25 protein-coding genes and 1 pseudogene are annotated in these 21,422 nt (G+C 72.2%); 20 read left to right on the top strand and 6 right to left on the bottom strand.

What is annotated here, in order from left to right; translation table 11 throughout:
* Positions 1-6: 6 nt before the first annotated feature.
* A complete protein-coding gene (locus tag NMQ01_RS04970) occupies positions 7-384 on the bottom strand; it encodes a hypothetical protein (protein ID WP_255185760.1) in 378 nt (125 codons plus the stop codon).
* A gap of 184 nt (positions 385-568) precedes the next feature.
* On the opposite strand from NMQ01_RS04970, the gene rplS reads away from it, so the two are divergent.
* The 10 genes from rplS (at position 569) to NMQ01_RS05020 (ending at position 8,509) form a co-directional block, all read left to right on the top strand.
* Positions 569-925: a 50S ribosomal protein L19 gene (gene rplS / locus NMQ01_RS04975; protein ID WP_255185761.1), complete on the top strand. Its 357-nt coding sequence runs from the start codon at positions 569-571 to the stop codon at positions 923-925.
* A 35-nt stretch (positions 926-960) separates the two neighbouring features.
* Positions 961-1,644: a signal peptidase I gene (lepB, locus tag NMQ01_RS04980; RefSeq protein WP_255185762.1), complete on the top strand. Its 684-nt coding sequence runs from the start codon at positions 961-963 to the stop codon at positions 1,642-1,644.
* 120 nt (positions 1,645-1,764) lie between these two features.
* Complete coding sequence (lepB, locus tag NMQ01_RS04985) at positions 1,765-2,586, top strand: signal peptidase I (RefSeq protein ID WP_255185763.1); 822 nt, start codon at positions 1,765-1,767, stop codon at positions 2,584-2,586.
* Positions 2,583-3,377: a ribonuclease HII gene (locus tag NMQ01_RS04990; RefSeq protein ID WP_255185764.1), complete on the top strand. Its 795-nt coding sequence runs from the start codon at positions 2,583-2,585 to the stop codon at positions 3,375-3,377. Before lepB (NMQ01_RS04985) ends, NMQ01_RS04990 begins: the two co-directional genes overlap by 4 nt.
* Positions 3,374-3,688 (top strand): DUF2469 domain-containing protein, encoded by a 315-nt coding sequence (locus NMQ01_RS04995; protein ID WP_255185765.1) that lies wholly within the window; start codon positions 3,374-3,376, stop codon positions 3,686-3,688. Before NMQ01_RS04990 ends, NMQ01_RS04995 begins: the two co-directional genes overlap by 4 nt.
* 143 nt (positions 3,689-3,831) lie before the next feature.
* Positions 3,832-4,203 carry a YraN family protein gene (locus NMQ01_RS05000; RefSeq protein WP_255185766.1) on the top strand — a complete coding sequence of 124 codons (372 nt, stop codon included), beginning with the start codon at positions 3,832-3,834 and terminating at the stop codon, positions 4,201-4,203.
* The gene (locus NMQ01_RS05005) at positions 4,200-5,741 is read left to right on the top strand and encodes a YifB family Mg chelatase-like AAA ATPase (protein WP_255185767.1); all 1,542 of its coding nucleotides are present in this window, start codon (positions 4,200-4,202) and stop codon (positions 5,739-5,741) included. Before NMQ01_RS05000 ends, NMQ01_RS05005 begins: the two co-directional genes overlap by 4 nt.
* Positions 5,738-6,919 (top strand): DNA-processing protein DprA, encoded by a 1,182-nt coding sequence (dprA, locus tag NMQ01_RS05010; RefSeq protein ID WP_255185768.1) that lies wholly within the window; start codon positions 5,738-5,740, stop codon positions 6,917-6,919. Before NMQ01_RS05005 ends, dprA begins: the two co-directional genes overlap by 4 nt.
* 61 nt (positions 6,920-6,980) lie before the next feature.
* On the top strand, positions 6,981-7,925 hold the full coding sequence (locus tag NMQ01_RS05015; RefSeq protein WP_255185769.1) for a tyrosine recombinase XerC: 945 nt from the start codon (positions 6,981-6,983) through the stop codon (positions 7,923-7,925).
* Between the two features lie 95 nt (positions 7,926-8,020).
* On the top strand, positions 8,021-8,509 hold the full coding sequence (locus tag NMQ01_RS05020) for a murein hydrolase activator EnvC (RefSeq protein WP_255185770.1): 489 nt from the start codon (positions 8,021-8,023) through the stop codon (positions 8,507-8,509).
* A 7-nt stretch (positions 8,510-8,516) separates the two neighbouring features.
* On the opposite strand, the gene NMQ01_RS05025 is transcribed toward NMQ01_RS05020, so the two are convergent.
* The gene (locus tag NMQ01_RS05025; RefSeq protein WP_255185771.1) at positions 8,517-9,674 is read right to left on the bottom strand and encodes a pyridoxal phosphate-dependent aminotransferase; all 1,158 of its coding nucleotides are present in this window, start codon (positions 9,672-9,674) and stop codon (positions 8,517-8,519) included.
* 216 nt (positions 9,675-9,890) lie between these two features.
* Between NMQ01_RS05025 and rpsB the strand changes: the two genes are divergently transcribed.
* Entirely contained in the window at positions 9,891-10,793 is a 903-nt protein-coding gene (gene rpsB, locus NMQ01_RS05030) for a 30S ribosomal protein S2 (protein WP_255185772.1), read from the top strand.
* Positions 10,794-10,845: 52 nt separating this feature from the next.
* The gene (tsf, locus tag NMQ01_RS05035; RefSeq protein WP_255185773.1) at positions 10,846-11,673 is read left to right on the top strand and encodes a translation elongation factor Ts; all 828 of its coding nucleotides are present in this window, start codon (positions 10,846-10,848) and stop codon (positions 11,671-11,673) included.
* 72 nt (positions 11,674-11,745) lie between these two features.
* Here tsf and NMQ01_RS05040 read toward each other — a convergent pair whose 3' ends face one another.
* The 4 genes and pseudogenes from NMQ01_RS05040 to NMQ01_RS15900 form a co-directional block, all read right to left on the bottom strand.
* Positions 11,746-12,327 carry an antibiotic biosynthesis monooxygenase gene (locus NMQ01_RS05040; protein WP_369694849.1) on the bottom strand — a complete coding sequence of 194 codons (582 nt, stop codon included), beginning with the start codon at positions 12,325-12,327 and terminating at the stop codon, positions 11,746-11,748.
* A 19-nt stretch (positions 12,328-12,346) separates the two neighbouring features.
* Entirely contained in the window at positions 12,347-12,925 is a 579-nt protein-coding gene (locus NMQ01_RS05045; protein WP_255185775.1) for a TetR family transcriptional regulator, read from the bottom strand.
* Positions 12,922-13,116 carry a rubredoxin gene (locus NMQ01_RS15950; RefSeq protein ID WP_255186323.1) on the bottom strand — a complete coding sequence of 65 codons (195 nt, stop codon included), beginning with the start codon at positions 13,114-13,116 and terminating at the stop codon, positions 12,922-12,924. Before NMQ01_RS15950 ends, NMQ01_RS05045 begins: the two co-directional genes overlap by 4 nt.
* A gap of 204 nt (positions 13,117-13,320) precedes the next feature.
* A pseudogene (locus NMQ01_RS15900) lies at positions 13,321-14,421 on the bottom strand (alkane 1-monooxygenase); the annotation flags it as partial.
* 214 nt (positions 14,422-14,635) lie between these two features.
* Here NMQ01_RS15900 and pyrH point away from each other — a divergent pair.
* The 8 genes from pyrH to NMQ01_RS05095 all read left to right on the top strand — a co-directional run bounded on the left by pyrH (position 14,636) and on the right by NMQ01_RS05095 (position 21,334).
* A complete protein-coding gene (gene pyrH / locus NMQ01_RS05060; RefSeq protein ID WP_255185776.1) occupies positions 14,636-15,361 on the top strand; it encodes a UMP kinase in 726 nt (241 codons plus the stop codon).
* A gap of 79 nt (positions 15,362-15,440) precedes the next feature.
* Positions 15,441-15,998, top strand: coding sequence for a ribosome recycling factor (gene frr / locus NMQ01_RS05065; protein WP_255185777.1), 558 nt, complete (start codon positions 15,441-15,443; stop codon positions 15,996-15,998).
* Between the two features lies 1 nt (position 15,999).
* Positions 16,000-16,875, top strand: coding sequence for a phosphatidate cytidylyltransferase (locus tag NMQ01_RS05070; protein WP_255185778.1), 876 nt, complete (start codon positions 16,000-16,002; stop codon positions 16,873-16,875).
* 118 nt (positions 16,876-16,993) lie between these two features.
* Positions 16,994-17,623, top strand: coding sequence for an HNH endonuclease family protein (locus NMQ01_RS05075; RefSeq protein WP_255185779.1), 630 nt, complete (start codon positions 16,994-16,996; stop codon positions 17,621-17,623).
* An 8-nt stretch (positions 17,624-17,631) separates the two neighbouring features.
* Complete coding sequence (locus tag NMQ01_RS05080) at positions 17,632-17,955, top strand: hypothetical protein (RefSeq protein WP_255185780.1); 324 nt, start codon at positions 17,632-17,634, stop codon at positions 17,953-17,955.
* Between the two features lie 18 nt (positions 17,956-17,973).
* Complete coding sequence (rlmN, locus tag NMQ01_RS05085; protein WP_255185781.1) at positions 17,974-19,185, top strand: 23S rRNA (adenine(2503)-C(2))-methyltransferase RlmN; 1,212 nt, start codon at positions 17,974-17,976, stop codon at positions 19,183-19,185.
* Complete coding sequence (purU, locus tag NMQ01_RS05090; protein ID WP_255185782.1) at positions 19,182-20,051, top strand: formyltetrahydrofolate deformylase; 870 nt, start codon at positions 19,182-19,184, stop codon at positions 20,049-20,051. The genes rlmN and purU overlap by 4 nt, the downstream gene beginning before the upstream one ends.
* Positions 20,052-20,164: 113 nt before the next feature.
* Positions 20,165-21,334 carry an ROK family transcriptional regulator gene (locus NMQ01_RS05095; protein ID WP_255185783.1) on the top strand — a complete coding sequence of 390 codons (1,170 nt, stop codon included), beginning with the start codon at positions 20,165-20,167 and terminating at the stop codon, positions 21,332-21,334.
* Positions 21,335-21,422 lie beyond the last annotated feature (88 nt).

Genomic DNA, 21,422 nt, shown 5'->3' on the forward strand with positions numbered 1-21,422 from the left:
GAAGGGCTACAGGCAGCCGGGCAGCCACACCCGCAGGGCGACCTCGAGCCCGGCGGTTCCGACGAGCACGAGCAGCAGCCACACCCAGCCTTGGGCGCGGTGCCCCAGGGAGAGCAGCGCGCCGGGGATCGCGAGCAGCAGGAAGACCGTCGGCAGGCCCAGCTGCAGGACCCGGCCGACGACGGCGGCGCCCTCGCAGGCCGGGGCGCTCCCGTCCTCGAGGGCGAGCAGGCCACGCACCCGCGAGGCGAGCAGCGCGGCGGAGGGGGCGAGCAGCGCGACGGTCAGCAGGGCACCGACGATGCGAAGGGGGCGGCGCCCGTCGGTCGACGGGGCGGCAGCTGTCGTGGAGGGCTCGGCCGTCACGACTCGATTGGTGGACATGCGCTCCCCTCTGGCAGAATCGGACATCGCGCTCATTGACACCGCCCCTGCCACAGGGGGAGTGCCGGGAGAGACGATGCCAGCAGGCACCGACCACCCGCAGCACGCGGCGGTGGGCGCGACTCCTCACACAGTACTGACGAGGGCGGGCGACCTGTGGCGTCCGCAGGAAAGCGACAGCGCCATGCAGCGTTTCGACGAGATCGACAAGGCGTCCCTGCGGGACGACATCCCCGAGTTCCGGGCCGGCGACACCGTCAAGGTCCACGTCAAGGTCATCGAGGGCAACCGCTCCCGTGTCCAGGTCTTCCAGGGCGTCGTCATCCGCCGCCACGGCGGCGGCGTGGGCGAGACCTTCACCGTCCGCAAGGTCTCCTTCGGCGTCGGCGTGGAGCGCACCTTCCCGCTGCACACCCCGGTCATCGAGAAGATCGAGGTCGCCACCCGTGGTGACGTCCGCCGCGCGAAGCTCTACTACCTGCGCAACCTGCGCGGCAAGGCTGCCCGCATCCGCGAGCGTCGCGAGACCCCCGCGAGCTGACCCAGCTGCCTGACAGGGGCTCTAGGCTGACCTCGATGTCGAGCGAGCCCACCCAGGACACCCCCACCTCGACCCCCGCCGGAGACCCGGCGGGGGTCGACGTGCGTCCGGCGCGCCGGCTGCTCCTCGAGATCGGCGTGGCCGTCCTGCTCGTCGTGCTCGTGCGGGCCTTCGTCATGCAGTCCTTCCACGTCCCGAGCGCGTCGATGGAGCCGACGATCATGCCGGGGGACCGGGTCGTCGTCACGAAGATCGGCGCGGGCGAGATCGAGCGCGGTGACGTCATCGTCTTCGACGGCACCGACACCTTCGCGGCTGCCGACCGCACCCCCTTCGCCTCCGACGGGATCATCGGCCGCTCGCTGTCGGCGATCGCCTCGACGCTGTCCGTCGACCTCGGGGAGCAGGACTTCCTCAAGCGGGTCGCGGGCGTCGGCGGCGACCGGGTGACGTGCACGCCCGAGCGCGGCCTGCTCGTCAACGGCGACCGGGTCGACGAGCCCTGGCTGGAGCCGGGCACGAAGGCCTGCGACACCCCCTTCGACGTGGAGGTCCCGGCAGGTCGTCTCTTCGTCCTCGGTGACAACCGTGATGACTCCGCCGACTCCCGCAGCCACCTCGGCGATCCGGGAGGCGGCATGGTGCCGGTCGACGACGTCGTCGGTCACGTGGCGTGGCGCTACTGGCCGCTCGACCGGGTCGGCGGTCTCGAGCACTGAGCCGCGGCGGCCCGCGGACGGGCTCGGACACGGGGGGCTCGGATGCCGTCCTGCGGCACCCGAGCAGCGATACTGGAACGGATGACGTCCCGGAACGGGGCGCGGTAGAGGAAGAGACCTGTGGCACACGACCCTGATTCGGCCCACGCCGAGGCCGAGGACGAAGAGCGCGAGCGGGCCCGCGAGGAGCGGGAGCGCAGCGATCGCGGACTCGGAGCCCGGCTCGGCGCGGCGGTCCGCGAGATCGTCGTCGTCCTGGCGATGGCGCTGACGCTGTCCTTCGTCGTCAAGACCTTCCTCGTGCAGGCCTTCTTCATCCCCAGCGAGTCGATGCAGAACACGCTGCTCGTCGGTGACCGGGTCGTCGTCTCCAAGCTCACGCCGGGTCCCTTCGACATCAAGCGCGGCGACATCGTCGTCTTCGAGGACCCGGGCGACTGGCTCAGCCCGTCGCCGCAGACCGACCGCGGACCGGTGCTCGACGGCATCCGCAGCGGTCTGATGTTCGTCGGCCTGCTGCCCGACACCTCCGAGGGCCACCTCATCAAGCGGGTCATCGGCCTGCCCGGCGACCACGTGCAGTGCTGCGACGCCGAGGGGCGGCTGCTCATCAACGGCGAGCCCGTCGACGAGACGCCCTATCTCAAGCCGGGCGTCGAGGCGAGCCAGCAGGAGTTCAACATCACCGTGCCGAGCGGGCGGCTGTGGGTCATGGGTGACAACCGCAGCGACTCCTCGGACTCGCGCTTCCACGACCCGGGCGGCAACGGCGACAAGGGCTCGGTGCCGATCGACCTCGTCGTCGGTCGAGCCGTGGTCACGGTCTGGCCCTTCAACCGGATGACGACCCTGTCCGACTACCCCGAGGTCTACACGGAGGTCCCGGACGCAGGCAGCAACCGCTCGCTGGGCCCACCGGCGCGCGAGCCGCACACGTCGTGACGACCGCCCGTCGCGCACCCCGCTCCGGGCGAGGCCTCTCCGGCAAGCCCAGCCTGCGTGTCGAGCGCGAGCTGCAGCGGGCCGGGCACCGGGTGCTCGCCGGGATGGACGAGGTCGGTCGCGGTGCGCTCGCCGGGCCCGTGAGCGTCGGCGTCGTCGTCATCGACGAGACCTGCCGCACCGCGCCGGCCGGGGTGCGTGACTCCAAGCTGCTCACGCCGGCCGCCCGCCGGGCGATGGTCCCGCGGCTGCAGCGGTGGTCCCTGGCGCACGCCGTCGGTCACGCGCAGCCGGAGGAGATCGACGAGATCGGGATCATCGCCGCCCTGCGTCTGGCCGGGCGGCGGGCGCTGGCCCGGATCGACGTCGTGCCCGACCTCGTCCTGCTCGACGGCAACCACGACTGGCTGACCGACCCCGAGGAGGTCGGGCTCTTCGCCGAGCTGTCGGGCGGGGCGTCGACACCTCCGGTGCGCACGATGATCAAGGCCGACATGCGGTGCAGCTCGGTCGCAGCGGCGAGCGTGCTGGCGAAGGTCGAGCGCGACGACCGCATGGTCGAGCTGGCGCGCGAGCACCCGCACTACGGCTGGGAGGACAACAAGGGCTACTCGGCGAGCGCGCACATGGACGCCCTCGGTGTGCACGGGCCCAGCGAGCAGCACCGCCGCTCGTGGTCGCTGCCGGGGGTGGCCCCGGTCGCGCCGCAGGTCGTGGGAGATGATGAGGGCGTCGCGGGTGTGGGCCCCGAGCTGCTCGCGACGTCGACGAGCGAAGGGAGGTCCCGGTGAGCTCTGAGGACCTGGAGAAGTACGAGACCGAGATGGAGCTCGCGCTCTACCGCGAGTACCGCGACGTGGTGCACCTCTTCAGCCACGTCGTCGAGACCGAGCGGCGCTTCTACCTCGCCAACAGCGTCGACGTGAAGGTGCGCGGCGAGGGCGCGGAGGTCTACTTCGAGGTGACGATGCAGGACGCGTGGGTGTGGGACATCTACCGCCCCGCGCGCTTCGCCAAGCAGGTGCGGGTCGTGACCTTCAAGGACGTCAACGTCGAGGAGCTCGCGAAGTCCGAGCTCGAGATGCCCGAGGGCGGCTTCTAGCCCCGTCGCGCGCATCGGCGGCCCGGGCTGCCGGGGTCGGTTGTCCCCATGCTCGTGGCCGCGCTCGCCGTCGTCCACAACCTCGCGCGGACCCGGCCACGCCCCCTTCGCCCGCCCTTGACTGGGTGCCGGAGGTGGTCGCGATGACCGAGGTGGAGCCCACACGGGCCAGGGTGGGAGCAGAGGGCGAGGACTTCGCCGTGCGCTTCCTGACGAAGCAGGGGATGCGGTTGCTCGACCGCAACTGGCGCTGCCGCGAAGGGGAGATCGACCTCGTCCTGCGCGACGGTGACGTCATCGTCGTCTGCGAGGTCAAGACCCGGCGGAGCCTGGCCTTCGGCCACCCGGTCGAGGCGGTCACCCGGGCCAAGCTCGCCCGGCTGCGCCGGCTCGCGGGGCGGTGGCTCGCCGAGCACCGGGTCGACTCCAGCGGTGTACGACTCGACGTCGTGGCCCTGCACCTGCTGCCGGACGAGACCTATCGGGTCCAGCACGTCAGGGGAGACGGGCTGTGAGCATCGGGGTCACCCGCGGAGTGGCGCTGAGGGGCATCACGGGGCACCTCGTCGACATCGAGTGCCACGTCGGACGCGGTCTGCCGGCCTTCGACATCGGCGGGCTGCCCGACACCGCGCTGAGGCAGGCGCCCCAGCGGGTGCGGGCGGCCTCGATCTCGGCCGGCTACTCGCTCAACGCTCGCCAGCTGACGGTCAACCTGTCGCCGGCGGCGATCCCCAAGCACGGCACCGGCTTCGACCTCGGCATCGCCGTCGCGGTGCTCGCGGCGTGCGACGAGGTGCCGGCCGACGCCGTGCGTCCGGTCGCCCACCTGGCCGAGCTGGGGCTCGACGGCCGGCTGCGTCATGTGACCGGGGTCCTGCCGGCGGTCCTCGCCGCCCAGGCGGCGGGGTGCGACCACGTCGTCGTCGCCCCCGACGACGTCGGCGAGGCACGGCTCGTCGAAGGGGTGCGGGTCTCGACGGCCACGACGCTCGGTGACCTCGTGCTCGCCTACCGGTCCGGCCGGCGTGCGGGGGAGCGGCTGCCCGAGGCGCCGGAGCCCTCGAGCGACGGCCCGCCGCGCAGCGGACGCCGGCTCGACCTCGCCGAGGTGTCCGGTCAGCACGAGGCCCGTACGGCGCTCATGCTGGCCGCCGCCGGAGGGCACCACCTGCTGCTCAACGGCCCGCCGGGCTCGGGCAAGACCATGCTCGCCGAGCGGCTGGTCACGATCCTGCCGCCGCTGACCCGCGAGCAGGCGCTCGAGACCCTCGCCGTGCGCTCCCTCGTCGGGGCCGCCCCGCCGACCGGTCTCGACGTCGTGCCTCCCTTCGTCGCCCCGCACCACTCCGCCAGCGTCGCGGCCCTCGTGGGCGGTGGCTCCGGTCTGGTGCTGCCGGGCGCACTCTCCCAGGCCCATCACGGCGTCCTTTTTCTCGACGAGGCCGCCGAGTTCGGCTCGGCCGTGCTGCAGGCGCTGCGCCAGCCCCTCGAGTCCGGGAGGGTGGTCATCGCCCGGGCTCGCGAACGGGTCACCTACCCGGCGCGGGTCCAGCTGGTCCTCGCCGCCAACCCGTGCCCGTGCGGCGAGGGCTACGGCAAGGGGCTGGCCTGCCGGTGCCGGCCGACCGAGCGCCGCGCCTACGCCGCGCGGCTCAGCGGTCCGCTGCTCGACCGGGTCGACATCCAGGTTCAGGTGCCCAAGGTGAGCCTGGCCGACCTCAGCGAGGACCCGCCCGACTCGAGCGAGGCGGTCGCGGCCCGCGTGCTGGCTGCCCGCGAGGTGCAGCGACGCCGCTGGGAGCCCCTCGGCTGGTCGCTCAACAGCCAGGTCCCGGGGCCGCAGCTGCGGCGTCGCCCGTGGCGGCTGCCCTCGGCGACGACGTCGACCCTCGACCGGGCACTCGATCTCGGGCAGGTGACCGTCCGGGGGTACGACCGGATCCTGCGGCTGGCGTGGACCTCGGCCGACCTCAACGGCCGCACGGTCCCCAGCCCGACCGATGTGGGTCTGGCACTGATGTACCGCACGCAGGGCGCGGTGGCGGCGTGAGGCGGCCCGAGCGCGATAGCGCCCCGACGGGTGCCGAGGTCGCCCGCGCCCACGCGATGGTCGGTTCCGACGAGCGGCGCGCACGGGTCGCGTGGTCGCGGGTGCTCGAGCTGCGACGTGAGCGGGTGAGCGATGCGCCGCACGCCCTGCAGTCAGCCCTCGCCGAGGTCGGCCACGTGGAGGCCTGGCACCGGCTCGTGGACGGCGATCTGCTCCGCTCGGACAACGCCCGGGCACGCGTGGCCGGGGTCGACGTCGACGGCGAGCTGGACCGCGTCGAGCGCACCGGGGCCCGGGTCGTGATCCCGGGCGACGCCGACTGGCCCGACGCGCTCGACCACCCGCTCGTGTCCCCGCACCTGCTCCACGTGCGGGGGCAGGGGTCGCTCACCGACCTGTCGGCCCGGGCCGTCGCCATCGTCGGATCGCGGGCGAGCACGGGCTACGGCGAGGCCATCGCCCGGGAGATCGGGGCAGGTGCCGCCGGTCGGGGGTGGACGGTCGTCTCCGGCGCGGCCTTCGGCATCGACGCCGCGGCCCACCAAGGGGCGCTCGCGGTCCACGGACCGGCCATCGCCGTGCTCCCGTGCGGGCCGGACCGGGTCTACCCGGAGGGCAACCGGCGGCTCGTCGAGGCCGTCGCCGAGCAGGGGGTCGTCATCACCGAGCTGGCGATCGGGACCGTGGCCATGCGGCACCGCTTCCTCTCGCGCAACCGGATCATCGCTGCCCTGTCGCGGGCGACCCTCGTCGTCGAGGCGGGGCTGCGGTCGGGCTCGCTCAACACCGCTGGCTGGGCCGAGGCGATGCGCCGCCCGGTCGGGCTCGTGCCCGGCCCGGTGACCCAGATGTCCTCGGCCGGCTGCCACGAGTGGATCCAGAAGCATCGCGGCAGCCTCGTCACCGACACCGCCGACCTGCTCGCGCTCGCCGGCCGAGTGGGTGAGGAGGTCGACCTGCCGGTCGAGCAGCTCGGACCCGCGCGCGAGCTCGACGCGCTGACCCCACCGCAGCGCCGCATCCACGACCTGCTCAGTCGCAGTCGCGGCACGAGCTCGGGGGAGCTGGCGGCCGAGCTCGTGCTGCCGGTCGAGGAGGTCTTCGCCGAGATCGCGACGATGTCGATCGACGGGTGGGTCGAGCAGGACGACGGGGGGCTGTGGCGGCGAGCGCGATGAGCCGGGCGGTGACCGGTGTCGCCTCCGCCCGGAGGGAGGTGGGTCGTGGCACCGTGAGGGGGTGAGCGCCGCGTCGACCTCCGAGCCCGCGCCGCCCCCCGCGTGGGTCGGCGATGTCGTCGACGCCTTCGCGACCCACCTGCTGCGGGAGCGCGACCGGTCCGAGCACACGATCCGCGCCTACGTCGGTGACACCAGGGCATGCCTGGCGTGGTGCGCCGCCGAGGGCAGCGACGGCGTTGCCGAGGTCACGCTCGCCCAGCTGCGCGCTTGGCTCGGCACGCTCGCCGCGAGCGGTGCGGCCCGGTCGACGCTCTCCCGACGCTCGGCGGCGGTGCGCACCTTCTTCGCCTGGACGACGCGCACCGGCCGGACGGCCACGGACCCCGCGCTGCGGCTGGCGTCACCCAAGCGGCAGCGCACCCTGCCCGACGTCGTCTCCCGCGAGGGGATGACCGCCGTCCTCGACGTGGCCGCCGTCGCCGCGGACGACGAGGACCCGATCCACCTGCGCAACCGGGCCGTCCTCGAGCTGCTCTACGCCAGCGGGATCCGAGTCAGCGAGCTCACCGGCCTCGACGTCGACGACGTCGACCGGGGCCGTCGCGTCGTGCGCGTGCTCGGCAAGGGCCGCAAGGAGCGGGTCGTGCCCTACGGCGGGCCGGCCGACGAGGCCCTCGGCGAGTGGCTCGAGCGCGGCCGACCTCGGGTGGCCGTCGACGGCTCGGGCCCGGCGCTCTTCCTCGGCAGGCGCGGTCGCCGCGTCGATCCCCGTCAGGTGCGAGAGGTCGTGCACGCACTGCTCGCCCATGTCCCTGATGCCCCTGATGTCGGCCCGCACGGGTTACGTCACTCCGCGGCGACCCACCTGCTCGAGGGCGGCGCCGACCTGCGCATGGTCCAGGAGCTGCTCGGCCACTCCTCGCTCGCGACGACGCAGATCTACACCCACGTCTCGCTCGACCGTCTGCGCCGCAGCTACGAGCAGGCCCACCCCCGCGCCTGACCGGCGTCGTCCACACCCTCGCGGCCGTTGGCTCCGCCGTCCACAGCCGCGCCGGCACCGTCCCACCGGCGACGCAGGGCGACCACGCTCGATCCATGAGCACCGTCCCCTTCGTCGCCCTCGCCCTCGCCGGGGCGCTCACCGGCCCTCCGCCCCCGCCGGCCGCCGACCGCTGGTCGTGGCCGGTGGGCGGCGGTGCACCTCCTGCGGTCGTCGCCCCCTTCGACGCACCGCAGGAGCAGTGGGGCGCCGGGCACCGCGGCATCGACCTCGCGACCTTCGTGGGCGCGCCGACCACCGCGGTCGCCGACGGCGTCGTCACGCACCGCGGGCGGATCGCCGGCCGCGGCACGGTGAGCGTCACGCACGCCAGCGGGGTCCGCAGCACCTACGAGCCGGTCGACGCGAGTGTCACGACCGGTGACCGCGTCAGGCGGGGGCAGCAGATCGGCACCGTCGGTCCGGAGGCCGGCCACTGCGCCCCCGCCACCTGCCTGCACCTCGGCGCACGGCGCGGCCCGACATACCTCGACCCGATGACCTTCTTCGGTGCCCGGCGGGTGATCCTGCTGCCCGTCCGCTGAGTCCGGGTCAGCCGGTGAAGGCGGCGAGCCGCCGGCAGGCCTCGTCGAGGACGGGCACCTGCTTGCAGAAGGCGAAGCGCACGAGCGAGGACATCCGCTCCGGCTCGTCGCAGAAGACCGACACCGGCACGGCGGCCACGCCGGCGGCAGCGGGCAGGTCGAGGCACCACTGGAGGGCGTCGGTGACGCCGAGGGGTGCGGCATCGGCGACGACGAAGTAGGTCCCGTCCGACGGGCGCACGTCGAGCCCGGCGGCCTCGAGCCCGCTGACGAGCAGGTCGCGTCGCTCGCGGAGGGAGTCGGTGAGGTCGGTGAGCACCTGCGGTCCCAGACCCAGTGCGTGGGCGACGGCGTGCTGCAGGGGAGAGGCGGTCGTGAAGGTCAGGTACTGCTTGACGACGCGGGCGGCCCGCACGAGGGGAGCGGGGCCGGTGACCCAGCCGACCTTCCACCCCGTGACGGAGAAGAACTTGCCGGCCGAGCCGATCGTCAGGGTCCGCTCGGCCATCCCGGGCAGGGTCGCGATCGGCACGTGCGGCACGCCGAAGGTCAGGTGCTCGTAGACCTCGTCGCTGATGACCCACGCGTCGTGCCGGCGGGCGAGGTCGGCGACGACCTCGAGCTCGGCGCGGGTGAAGACCTTGCCGAGGGGGTTGTGCGGGGTGTTGAGCAGGACCACGCGCGTGCGCTCGGAGAAGGCCGCGGCGAGCTGCTCGGGGTCGAAGCTCAGGTCCGGGTATGACAGCGGGACGGTCCGACGGACCCCGCCCGCCAGGTCGATACCCGCCGCGTAGCTGTCGTAGTAGGGCTCGAAGGTGACGACCTCGTCGCCGGGGGAGACCAGCCCGAGCAGGCTCGCCGCGATCGCCTCGGTCGCCCCGGAGGTGATGAGCACCTCCGTCGCCGGATCATGACGAAGGGAGTGGAAGCTCGCCTGGTGCGCGGCGACCGCCTCGCGCAGGGCCGGGATGCCGATCGATGGCGGGTACTGGTTGTGGCCGGCCGCGACCGCCGCCCGTGCCGCCTCGAGGACCTCCGCGGGTCCGTCGGTGTCGGGGAAGCCCTGCCCGAGGTTGACCGCGTCGTGCTCGAGGGCGAGCGCCGACATGGTCGCGAAGATCGTCTCGGCGTGCGGCTCCATGCGGTCGACGAGGGGTGAGCTCATGCCCGCAGGCTACGCGGGGCGACGATTTCCCCCCTTCGCCCCGCCGCCGTAGGATGGGGGGCACATCCAGTCTGTCTGGATGAATTCGCGTGTTCCTCGCCGGGTGATCAGATCACTGTGAATCCGGGGCCACACCACGGCAGTCCCGATCTCGGTCGGGCGGGGTGGGTCGGAGCACCAGGAGACAACTGACAATCAACGAGAGAGGACTTCGGCATGGCCGTCGTCACCATGCGCCAGCTCCTGGAGAGCGGCGTCCACTTCGGGCACCAGACCCGCCGGTGGAACCCCAAGATGAAGCGCTTCATCATGACCGAGCGCAACGGCATCTACATCATCGACCTGCAGCAGTCGCTGACCTACATCAACGACGCCTACGAGTTCGTCAAGCAGACCGTGTCCCACGGCGGCACGATCCTCTTCGTCGGCACGAAGAAGCAGGCCCAGGAGCCCATCGCCGAGCAGGCGACGCGCGTCGGGATGCCCTACGTCAACCACCGCTGGCTCGGTGGCATGCTCACGAACTTCCAGACGATCTCCAAGCGCCTCACGCGCCTGAAGGAGCTCGAGGAGATCGACTTCGACACCGTCGCCGGCTCCGGCTACACGAAGAAGGAGCTCCTCATCCTTCGCCGTGAGAAGGACAAGCTGGAGAAGACCCTCGGCGGTATCCGCAACATGGCCAAGGTCCCCTCGGCCGTGTGGATCGTCGACACCAAGAAGGAGCACCTGGCCGTCGACGAGGCCCGCAAGCTCGGCCTCCCGGTCATCGCCATCCTCGACACCAACTGCGACCCCGACGAGGTCGACTACAAGATCCCGGGCAACGACGACGCGATCCGCTCCGTCACCCTGCTCACCCGCGTCGTCGCCGACGCGGTTGCCGACGGCCTGATGGCCCGTGGTGGCGGCAACGCCACCGAGGGTGCTGGGTCCGTCGAGGCCGAGCCGATGGCCGAGTGGGAGCGCGAGCTCCTCGCCGGTGAGGGCACCGAGGCTGCGGCTCCCGCCGCCGAGGCTCCCGCTGCCGAGGCCGCCCCGGAGGCTGCTGCCACCGAGGCCCCCGCCGCCGAGGCTGCCCCGGAGGCTCCGGCCGCCGAGGCCACCCCCGAGGCCTGAGCACCACCTCACCGACCACCGTCACACTCTGAGCAAGGAGAACGGGACACACATGGCGAACTACACCGCCGCTGACATCAAGGAGCTGCGCGAGCGCACCGGCGCCGGCATGCTCGACGTGAAGAAGGCGCTCGACGAGGCCGAGGGCGACAAGTCCAAGGCCCAGGAGCTGCTGCGCATCAAGGGCCTCAAGGGCGTCACCAAGCGTGAGGGCCGCACGACCTCCAACGGGCTCGTCGTGGCCCAGGCCGAGGCCGGCGTCGGCACGCTCGTCGAGGTCCTCTGCGAGACCGACTTCGTCGCGAAGGGCGAGAAGTTCGGCGCCCTCGCCGACGAGGTCCTCGCTGCTGCGGTCGCGTCCAAGGCCACCGACGCCGAGAGCCTGCTCGCGGCCCCGGCCGGCGACAAGACGGTCAAGGAGCTCCTCGACGACGCCAACGCGACGATCGGCGAGAAGATCGAGGTCAAGCGGGTTGCCCGCGTCGAGGCCCCCCAGGTCTCGGCCTACCTGCACAAGACCAGCCCCGACCTGCCCGCCCAGATCGGTGTCCTGCTGGGCACCGAGGGTGGCGACGCCCAGGTGGCTCGTGACGTCGCGATGCACATCGCGGCCTTCAGCCCCAACGTGCTCACCCGCGACGAGATCGACGCCGACGTCGTCGCCAACGAGCGCCGGATCGCCGAGGAGACGGCCAAGGAGGAGGGCAAGCCCGAGGCTGCGCTCCCCAAGATCGTCGAGGGCCGGGTCAACGGCTTCTTCAAGGAGAACGTCCTGCTCGACCAGCCCTTCGCCAAGGACTCCAAGAAGTCCGTTGGCAAGGTCCTCGAGGAGGCCGGCGCGAGCGCGACGCAGTTCGCCCGCTTCCGCGTCGGTTCCTGACGAACCCCGCACCGCCGAAGGGCGCCGCACCCCAGCCGGGGTGCGGCGCCCTTCGTCATGCTCGGCGGCAGGTCACGGGGAGCGCCGCGGCTGGGTCCACGGCAGGAAGAGCCGCGTGACGAAGGGGAGGAAGACGTACGTCATCCACGGGATGGCGATGGCGCAGGTGAGCAGCACGCGGCCCCACGCCGGCCAGCCCTCGGTGACCATCGCGAGCACATAGGTGAGCACCAGGCTCGTGGGGAAGAAGGCGCAGAAGATGACGACCATCTGCTTCCACCGCGGGGGAGCGGGAGGAGCGATGTCTCCGCCGGTCACCTCGTGCGGCTCGTCGAACCAACCCTCGATGCCGGTGCGTGACTCCATGCGGGTCGCCTCGACGAGGCGCGCGGCGGCTCCGAGCCACCGGGCCCGCTCGTGCGACTCCTGCCAGCGCTCGAGCGCGGCGGCGTCGGCGAAGCGGTAGAGCATGTGCCACTGGTCGGAGCCGAGCGACGGGCGCACCCACCCCGAGCCGAGGAAGCCGGGGAAGCGCCGGGCGAGGGTCGTCCCCGCGTCGGCCCACACCTGCATGAGGGCTTCGTCCTCGGGGCGGACGGTGCGGGTGATCGAGACGGTGACGGGGGCCGACCGGTCGGCGGGTGCGGTGCTCACGACCGGCAAGGATAAGCCGTCAGGACCCGTCCGGGATCGCGTCGAGGACGACCCGCACCATCCAGGCGAGGTGCTCGCCGACCTGCTCGGGCGTGCCCGTCGGGTGCATCACCTGCGACAGCGCCACCCGGACGATGACCTCGATCGTCGCGTCGATCCGGGCCTGCGGCAGCGGCAGGGCGAAGGGGGCGACGAGCCCCTGGACGGTCGCGGTCGCCAGCTCGAGCAGGTGCTCGGGTCGGGTCGTCAGGAGCGGGAGCAGCTCGGTGTCGGCGCCGTGGGCGGCGGACACGACGCCGCGCACGAGGGCGCTGTCCTCGGCCCGCTGCAGCACGCGGGTGATCGACGCCTCGATGGCGGTGGGCACGTCGGGCGCCCCGTCGAAGCCGGCGATGACCTCCCCGAGGAAGCCCTCGACCTCACGGATGACGAGGGCCTCGGCGAGCTCGGCCTTGGTCCCGACCTCGGTGTGCACGGTCTGGCGGCTGACGCCGACCGCGGAGGCGATCTTGCCCATCGACACCGCGGCCCAGCCACCGCCGATCGTCAGACCGGCGGTGGCGTCGAGGATCCGTGCGCGCAGCGGGGAGTCGGTCACGCCGCGCCGGCCTCGACGACGAAGTCGAGCTTGTCGCGCACCCCGCAGTCGGGGCAGGTCCAGTCGCTCGGCACCTCGGCCCAGGCCGTGCCCGCCGCGAAACCCTCGTGCTCGTCACCGGCGGCGACGACGTAGCGGTAGCCGCAGCCCGGGCAGCGCGCGGCCGTGACGTCGTCTGGCGCCTCGGGCAGCGCGGGCGCCTCGAGCACGGCGATCGCCGTGGCCCCGCCCGACGCGCGGTCCTGCCGGGCCGAGTGCGCGGCGAGGATCCGCTCCCGCTTGCGTGGGTCGATGTTGGCCCGGGTCAGGTCGCCGTCGAAGTGGGCCGCGACCCGGGGGTCCATGACCCGCTGCCACAGCGGGGGCACGAGGGCGAGGACGATCATGCCCGCATAGCCGGTCGGCAGCACCGGGGCCTCGTCGAAGGTGCGCAGGGCCTGGTAGCGCCGCGTCGGGTTGGCGTGGTGGTCGCTGTGCCGCTGCAGGTGGTAGAGGAAGACATTGGTCGCGATGTTGTCGGAGTTCCACGAGTGGCTCTGCAGGACGCGCTCGTAGCGCTCGACGTCCCCGTGGTGGACCTTGGTCCGCAGCATCCCGTAGTGCTCGAGGTAGTTGACGACCTCGAGCAGGCTGAGCCCGATGAAGCCCTGGAGCAGGAGGTAGGGGAGCAGCCCCGGCCCGAGCCACAGCACGAGCGCGGCCCAGAGCACGAGCGTCATGAGCCAGGCATTGAGCACGTCGTTGTCGAGGCGCCACGGGTGCTTTCCGCGGCGGGCCAGCCGGCGGGCCTCGAGGCGCCACGCGCTGCGCAGCGAGCCGATCACGGTGCGAGGCCAGAAGGCGTAGAAGCTCTCGCCCAGCCGCGAGCTCGCCGGGTCCTCGGGCGTCGCGACCCGGACGTGGTGGCCGCGGTTGTGCTCGATGAAGAAGTGCCCGTAGCCGCTCTGCGCGAGCGCCACCTTGGACAGCCAGCGCTCGTGCTGCGGCCGCTTGTGGCCCAGCTCGTGGGCGGTGTTGATGGCGATGCCCCCGACGCAGCCGATCGAGACCGCCGCCCCGATCTTGTCGATCGTCGTCAGCTCGAAGGGAGTGCCCAGTCGCTCCGGCAGGTCGGCCGCCAGGTCGCCCAGACCGAGGGCACCGAGCACGTCGGGCGTGGGGTTGCCCCGGGCGATGAGGTACATCGCCGCGGCGAAGCCGAGGTACTGGATCGGGACGTAGGCGTAGATGATCCACGCGTAGTAGCGGTCGGCCTCGAGCGCCTTGACGAGCTCCTCGGGCGGGTTGTGCGCGTCACGTCCCACGAGCAGGTCGATCGCCGGGATGACACCGAGGATGATGATCGGGCCGAGCCACAACCACCAGTGCCAGCCGGTCGTCGCGTAGCCGAGGTAGGCCACGAAGGCCAGCGAGGGCACGACCAGCCCGATGAGCCACAGATGGCGCTTGCGATCGCGCCACGTCACCTGTCCGTCTGCCGACACCATCGTCGCCATGCCACAGCTCCTCGTCGTCGAGTGGTCCTGCTGCGGTGACGGTACTGACGATCGGGTAACTTGACAACTGGTCACAAAATGTCAAGCAGGGTCCCGGTGATCTCCCTTCGCCGCCGGGTCGTCGCCGGTCCTTGCCGAGGAGTCCTCTGTCGGGCCGCACCTGTGGAAGGATCGGGGCGATCCCCCTTCGCCCTCGACCACAGGGAGCACACCCGTGTCCGACGAGACCACCACCCCCTACCGACGCGTCCTCCTCAAGCTGTCCGGCGAGGTCTTCGGCGGCGGCAAGGTCGGGGTGGCCCCCGACGTCGTGCGCGGTGTGGCGGACCAGATCGCCGAGGCCGTGGCGAAGGGAGTCCAGGTCGCGATCGTCGTCGGCGGCGGCAACTTCTTCCGTGGCGCCCAGCTGCAGGAGCAGGGCATGGACCGCACCCGAGCCGACTACATGGGCATGCTCGGCACCGTGATGAACTGCCTTGCGCTGCAGGACTTCCTCGAGGACGCCGGTGTCGACACCCGCGTCCAGACCGCCATCACGATGGGCCAGGTCGCCGAGCCCTACATCCCGCGCCGCGCGATCCGCCACCTCGAGAAGGGCCGCGTCGTCATCTTCGGCGCCGGCGCCGGCATGCCCTTCTTCTCGACCGACACGGTGAGCGCCCAGCGCGCCCTGGAGATCAAGTGCGACGCGGTGCTGATGTCCAAGAACGGCGTCGACGGAGTCTACGACTCCGACCCGCGCAAGAACCCCGACGCCCGCAAGCTCGAGAGCGTCACCTACGAGGAGGCGCTCCAGCAGGACCTCAGGGTCGTCGACGCCGCGGCCTTCAGCCTCTGCCGGGAGAACAAGCTGCCGATGCTCGTCTTCGGCATGGAGGGCGAGGGCAATGTGACCCGTGCCCTGCTCGGCGAGTCCATCGGCACCCTCGTCCACGCCTGAGTGAGAGACTGACCCCAGACCACCGCGGCACCCGCCGCCCGCCCGCCACGGCCGCCACGGCCGGACAAGGAGAGCCCCAATGATCGAGGACGCACTGCTCGAGGCCCAGGACAAGATGGACAAGGCCGTCGAGGTGGCCAAGGACAACTTCGCCGGGATCCGCACCGGTCGCGTCAACCCGGGCCTCTTCAGCGGGGTCCTCGTCGACTACTACGGGTCGCCGACGCCGCTGCAGCAGCTCGCCTCCTTCGCCACGCCCGAGGCCCGCACCCTGCTCATCACCCCCTTCGACAAGTCGTCGATGGGCGCGATCGAGAGCGCGCTGCGTGACTCCGACCTCGGCGCCAACCCGAGCAACGACGGCACGGTCATCCGCGTGACCATGCCCGAGCTGACCGCCGAGCGGCGCAAGGAGTACATCAAGCTGGCGCACTCGCAGGGCGAGGACGCCAAGATCTCGATCCGCCACGTCCGACGTGCCGCCAAGGACACCATCGACAAGCTCGTCAAGGACGGCGAGGTCGGCGAGGACGACGGCACCCGGGGCGAGAAGGAGCTCGACGCGCTGACGAAGAAGTACGTCGAGACCGTCGACACCCTGCTCAAGTCCAAGGAAGCCGAGCTCTCCGAGGTCTGATGTGACCGAGCCCGAGTCCGCGACCCGTCGCTCCGTCCGGGCGGCCGCGCCCGCCCCGGCCGCTCCGACGAGTCGTGCCGGGCGCAACCTGCCCGTCGCCATCGCGACCGGCGTCGCCCTGGGCGGCGTGGCCGCCGGTTCGCTGGCGCTGCACCCCGTCGCCTTCCTCGTCGTCGTCTGCGTCGCCATGGTCGTGGCGGTGTGGGAGATGCGCCAGGCCCTGAGCGAAGGGGGGCTCTACGCCCCCTTCGCCCCGGTCGCCATCGGCGCCGTGAGCATGACGGTCGCCGCCTACGTCCGCGGGGCCGAGGCGCTCGTCTTCGCGGCCGCGCTGACCCTCGTCGCCACGCTCGTCTGGCGGGTCGCCGACGGGCTCGCGGGGGCGCTGCGTGATGTCGGTGCCGGTGCGCTGATCCTGCTCTACCCCTGCCTGCTCGCGGGCTTCGCCGCGATGATGCTCGCGGAGCCCCAGGGCCAGTGGCGCATCTTCGTCTTCATCCTCATCACCATCTTCTCCGACATCGGGGGCTATGCCTTCGGTGTGCTCTTCGGCAAGCACCCGATGGCGCCGAAGCTGTCCCCGAAGAAGTCCTGGGAGGGCTTCGCCGGCTCGGTCATCTCGTGCGCCGCGGTCGGCGCGATCGCCATCCCGCTCACCCTCGACGGGGCGTGGTGGCAGGGCGCGATCCTCGGGGCGCTCACCGCCCCGGTGGCGACGATCGGTGATCTCATCGAGTCCAGCCTCAAGCGCAACCTCGGGATCAAGGACATGTCCAACATCCTGCCGGCCCACGGTGGCCTCATGGACCGGCTCGACTCGCTCGTCCTCGTCATCCCGCTCATGTGGGTGGCGCTGCGGATCATCGCCCCGCACTGACCTCCCTGACGCATCCCTGACGGGGTCCCCGGCCGCCCCTGACCACGTGTTCACCCGCGGTCCCAGGTCCGGCCCTAGCGTCGCTCGTGCCCCGGCACCCGACCGTCAAGGACCCGCCATGCGCCTGCGCGCCACCTGCTCCGTCCTCGCTGCCACCGCGGCGACCTCGATCGCCCTGGCGCCGGCCGCGACGGCCACCGCATCGCCCCCGGGCATCCCGTCGACGGCCACCGCCATCAGCCAGCTCGACGCCCTGCCCGTCGAGACGGAGGGGTCGATGACCGGCTACGACCGCGACGAGTTCAACCACTGGATCACCGTCGACGGGTGCGACACCCGCGAGACCGTCCTCGCCCGGGACGGCGACGACGTCGAGGTCGGCTCGGACTGCCGGCCCACGTCGGGGGACTGGTTCAGCGAGTACGACGGCGCCTCCTTCACCGACGGCAGCGACCTCGACATCGACCACGTCGTCCCGCTCGCCGAGGCGTGGCGCTCCGGCGCGGACTCGTGGTCGGACCAGGAGCGCGAGGACTTCGCCAACGACCTCGAGGGCCCCCAACTCATCGCCGTCTCGGCCTCCTCCAACCGGTCGAAGGGGGACCAGGACCCCTCGACGTGGTGGCCGACCCGCACGACCTACCGGTGCACCTACGCCAAGATGTGGGTGGCGACGAAGTATCGCTGGGGGCTGGCCCTGCAGTCCGCGGAGAAGACCGCGCTGTCCGACCGGCTCGCGAGCTGCTGAGGCCGACGATGAGCCGCACGAGCACCTTCACCGCCCGACCCGGTGGCGTGGCCACCCGTGAGGTCGGCACCATCACCGGCCGCATCGAGCTCGAGACGAGCGAGCGTGACGGGCAGGTCTCCTCCCGGGTGCGCTACGAGGGGGCGGACGAGTGGTACCACCTCACCGAGGAGCCGACCATCGGCAGCGCCGAGGCGGTCCACGAGGCCCTCGTCGGCGTGCTCTCCGGCCCGGAGCAGTCATCGACTCCCGACGAGGCGGCCCACGGCGAGGGGCAGGGGCGCGACGCCGCCGACCCGGCTGCGGGCAGCTTTGGTGGGGCACGCTCCTGACCTGAGATGATGGGCGGGATGACCGACCTGCCCACGCCCTCGACCGCCCGCCCGGCGCCCGGCCAGCTGACGATGACCGCGCCCCGCCGCGGCAAGCCGCCGCGCCATCTCGCCGACCTCGACCTCGCCGGCCGGGTCGAGTGGGCCAAGGAGTTGGGTCTGCCCGGCTTCCGCGCGAAGCAGCTGTCGACGCACTACTTCACCCACCACACCGACGACCCCGAGCAGATGAGTGACCTGCCCAAGGCCGCCCGCGAGGAGCTTGCCGCCGCGATGCTCCCGCGCCTGCTCACGCCGGTGCGCACGATCACCGCCGACCGCGGAGCGACCCTGAAGTCGGTCTGGCGCCTGCACGACGGTGCCCTCGTCGAGTCGGTGCTCATGCGCTACCCGCGCCGGGCGACGATCTGCATCTCCAGCCAGGCCGGCTGCGGGATGAACTGCCCCTTCTGCGCCACCGGCCAGGAGGGCCTGACGCGCAACATGTCGACGGCCGAGATCGTCGGCCAGGTCGTCGAGGCCAACCGTCTGCTCGCGGAGGCCGGTGACCTGCCGCTGGGTGACGACGCCGGCGCCGCGCTCGGTGCCGAGGCCGATGACGAAGGGGAGTCCCTCCCTTCGTCCTCGGGCCGCCGGGTCACCAACGTCGTCTTCATGGGCATGGGTGAGGCGCTGGCCAACTACAAGGCCGCGATCGGCGCCATCCGCCGCATGGTGGACCCGTCGCCGGAGGGCCTGGGCATGAGCGCCCGCGGCATCACGATGTCGTCCGTCGGTCTGGTCACCGGCATCGACCGGCTCACCGAGGAGGGCATCCCGGTGACGCTCGCGCTGTCGCTGCACGCGCCCGACGACGAGCTGCGCGACGAGCTCGTGCCGATCAACACGCGCTTCAAGGTCGACGAGGCGATCGACGCCGCGCACCGCTACTACCTGCGCACCGGGCGCCGGGTGAGCATCGAGTACGCCCTGATCCGCGACATCAACGACCAGGCCTGGCGTGCCGACCTGCTCGGCAAGAAGCTCACCGAGCGCGGCAAGGGCTGGGTGCACGTCAACCCGATCCCGCTCAACCCCACGCCGGGCTCGAAGTGGACCGCCTCGCGGCGGGGCGTCGAGCAGCAGTTCGTCGAGCGGCTGCGCGCCCACGGCATCCCGACGACGGTGCGGGACACGCGCGGCAGCGACATCGACGGCGCCTGCGGGCAGCTCGCGGCGGCGACCGCATGAGCGCGCCCGTCACCGGGGCCCACGAGATCGTCCTCACCCTGAGCGGACCGGACCGCCGTGGCATCGTCCACGCCGTCACCGGGGCGATGGCCGGGCTCGACCTCAACATCCTCGACAGCCAGCAGTTCGGCGACCCGTCGACCGGCGAGTTCCACCTGCGGATGCACCTGCAGGGGGAGGGGGCGATCGACGCCGAGCGGCTCGAGGCGCAGCGCGCCCGACTGGCCGACGAGCTCGGCGCCGACGTCGACGTCCACGACCCGAGCGAGCCGCACCGGCTGCTCGTCATGGTGAGCCGTCAGGGGCACGTGCTCAACGACCTGCTCTTCCGGGTGCGCACCGGCCAGCTCAACGTCGTCGTGCCGGCCGTCGTGTCCAACCACGAGGACTTCCGCGCCGAGGTCGAGTGGCACGGCATCCCCTTCCACCACGTGCCGGTCACCCGGGAGACCAAGCCGCAGGCCGAGGCGCGGCTGCGCGAGATCATCGCGGCCGAGCAGGTCGAGACGGTGGCGCTCGCGCGCTACATGCAGGTGCTCTCCGAGGACCTGTGCGCCGACCTGCCCGGCCGGGTCATCAACATCCACCACTCGCTGCTGCCGTCCTTCAAGGGGGCGCGCCCCTACTCGCAGGCGCACGAGCGCGGGGTCAAGGTCATCGGGGCCACGGCCCACTACGTGACCTCCGACCTCGACGAGGGCCCGATCATCGAGCAGGACTTCCGCCGGGTCGACCACCGGATGAGCCCGGCACAGCTCGCCGCTACCGGCGCCGAGCTCGAGGCGATGGCCTTCGCCCGGGCGCTGCGCTGGCACGTCGAGCGCCGGGTCGTCCTGCGTGGCCGGCGCACGATCGTCTTCGACTGACCCCCTTCGCATTTCCTTGAGGAAATGCGAACCCGGCCCGCACGCCTCAGATACGTGCGAAGGGGAGAGGGCGGGTCTCGCCACGAGGGCAGGCTCTCCCTTAGGTTTTGATCATGAAGACAGGCGGGTCGGCTCCGGGGTCGCAGTCCTCGCTGCGCCGGGCCAACCGAGAGCGGGTGGTCGAGACGCTGTCCGCGCACGGCCCGCTCACCCAGGTCGAGATCTCCGGCGCGACCGGACTGTCGCCGGCGACGATCTCCAACCTCGTGCGCGATCTCGACGCCGACGGCGAGGTCGCCCTGTCCAACAGCGTGCGCAATGGTCGCCGCGCCGTGCTCGTCGCGCTCGCCGAGGGAGGGCCCCTGCTCGCGGGAGTGGCCTTCGGAGACAGGGATATCCGCGTGGCCATCGGCACCGGACCCAACGACGTCATCGCCAGCCAGCGGATGCCGCTGCCGCAGGACCACCACGCCGACGAGGGGCTGGACCGGGCAGCCCGGCTGCTGCACGATCTGCTCGTCGACAACGGTCGATCGGTGCCCGACCTCGACCAGGTCGCGCTCGGGCTGCCGGCTCCCGTCGACTCGGTGACCGGGGCGGTCGGCTCCGAGCTGATCATGCCCGGCTGGCGGGGTGTGCCGGCGGCGGCCGAGCTCGAGACCGCCCTGCGAGCCCCCGTCGTCCTCGACAACACCGCCAACCTCGCGGCCGAGGGGGAGCTCCTGGCCGGTGCCCTGAGCCGCGTCTCCACCGGCGCATACCTCAAGCTCTCGCACGGCGTCGGTGCTGGCCTGGTCATCGGCGGGCGGGTCTTCCGGGGCAGCGCCGGCACCGCGGGGGAGATCGGCCACGTGACGATCGACGAGGCCGGCCCGGTGTGCCGGTGCGGCAACCGCGGCTGCCTCAACACCTATGTCGGGTCGCCGGCGCTCATCGCGGCCATCGCCCCGTCCCAGGGACCGATCGGCTTGCGCGACATCGTCGCTCGCGCCCAGCAGGGCGACCCGGGCTGTCGTCGGGTCATCGTCGACGCCGGCCGCCACCTCGGCGTCGCCGTCGCGGGGCTGGTCAACCTGCTCAACCCCGAGGTCATCGCCGTCGGCGGCCAGCTGGCCCGCACCGGTGACCTGCTGCTCGACGCGATGCGTGAGGGCGTCGAGCGCAGCGCGATCCCGAGTGCGGCCGCGAGCGTCGTGCTCGTGCTCGGGGCGCTCGGGGACGAGGCCGACGTGCGCGGGGCGCTGCTGCGCGCCGCCACGGCCCGGTCGGCGCGGGTCGGCTGAGGTCGCACTTCGGCGACACGTTGAGTTCAAGTCTTGACGTCAAGGAGCGACAGTTCTAGCGTCCCGACCTGAGCGAGCCACACGGGGT

This window comes from Janibacter sp. CX7, assembly GCF_024362365.1.
GTDB lineage: Bacteria > Actinomycetota > Actinomycetes > Actinomycetales > Dermatophilaceae > Janibacter.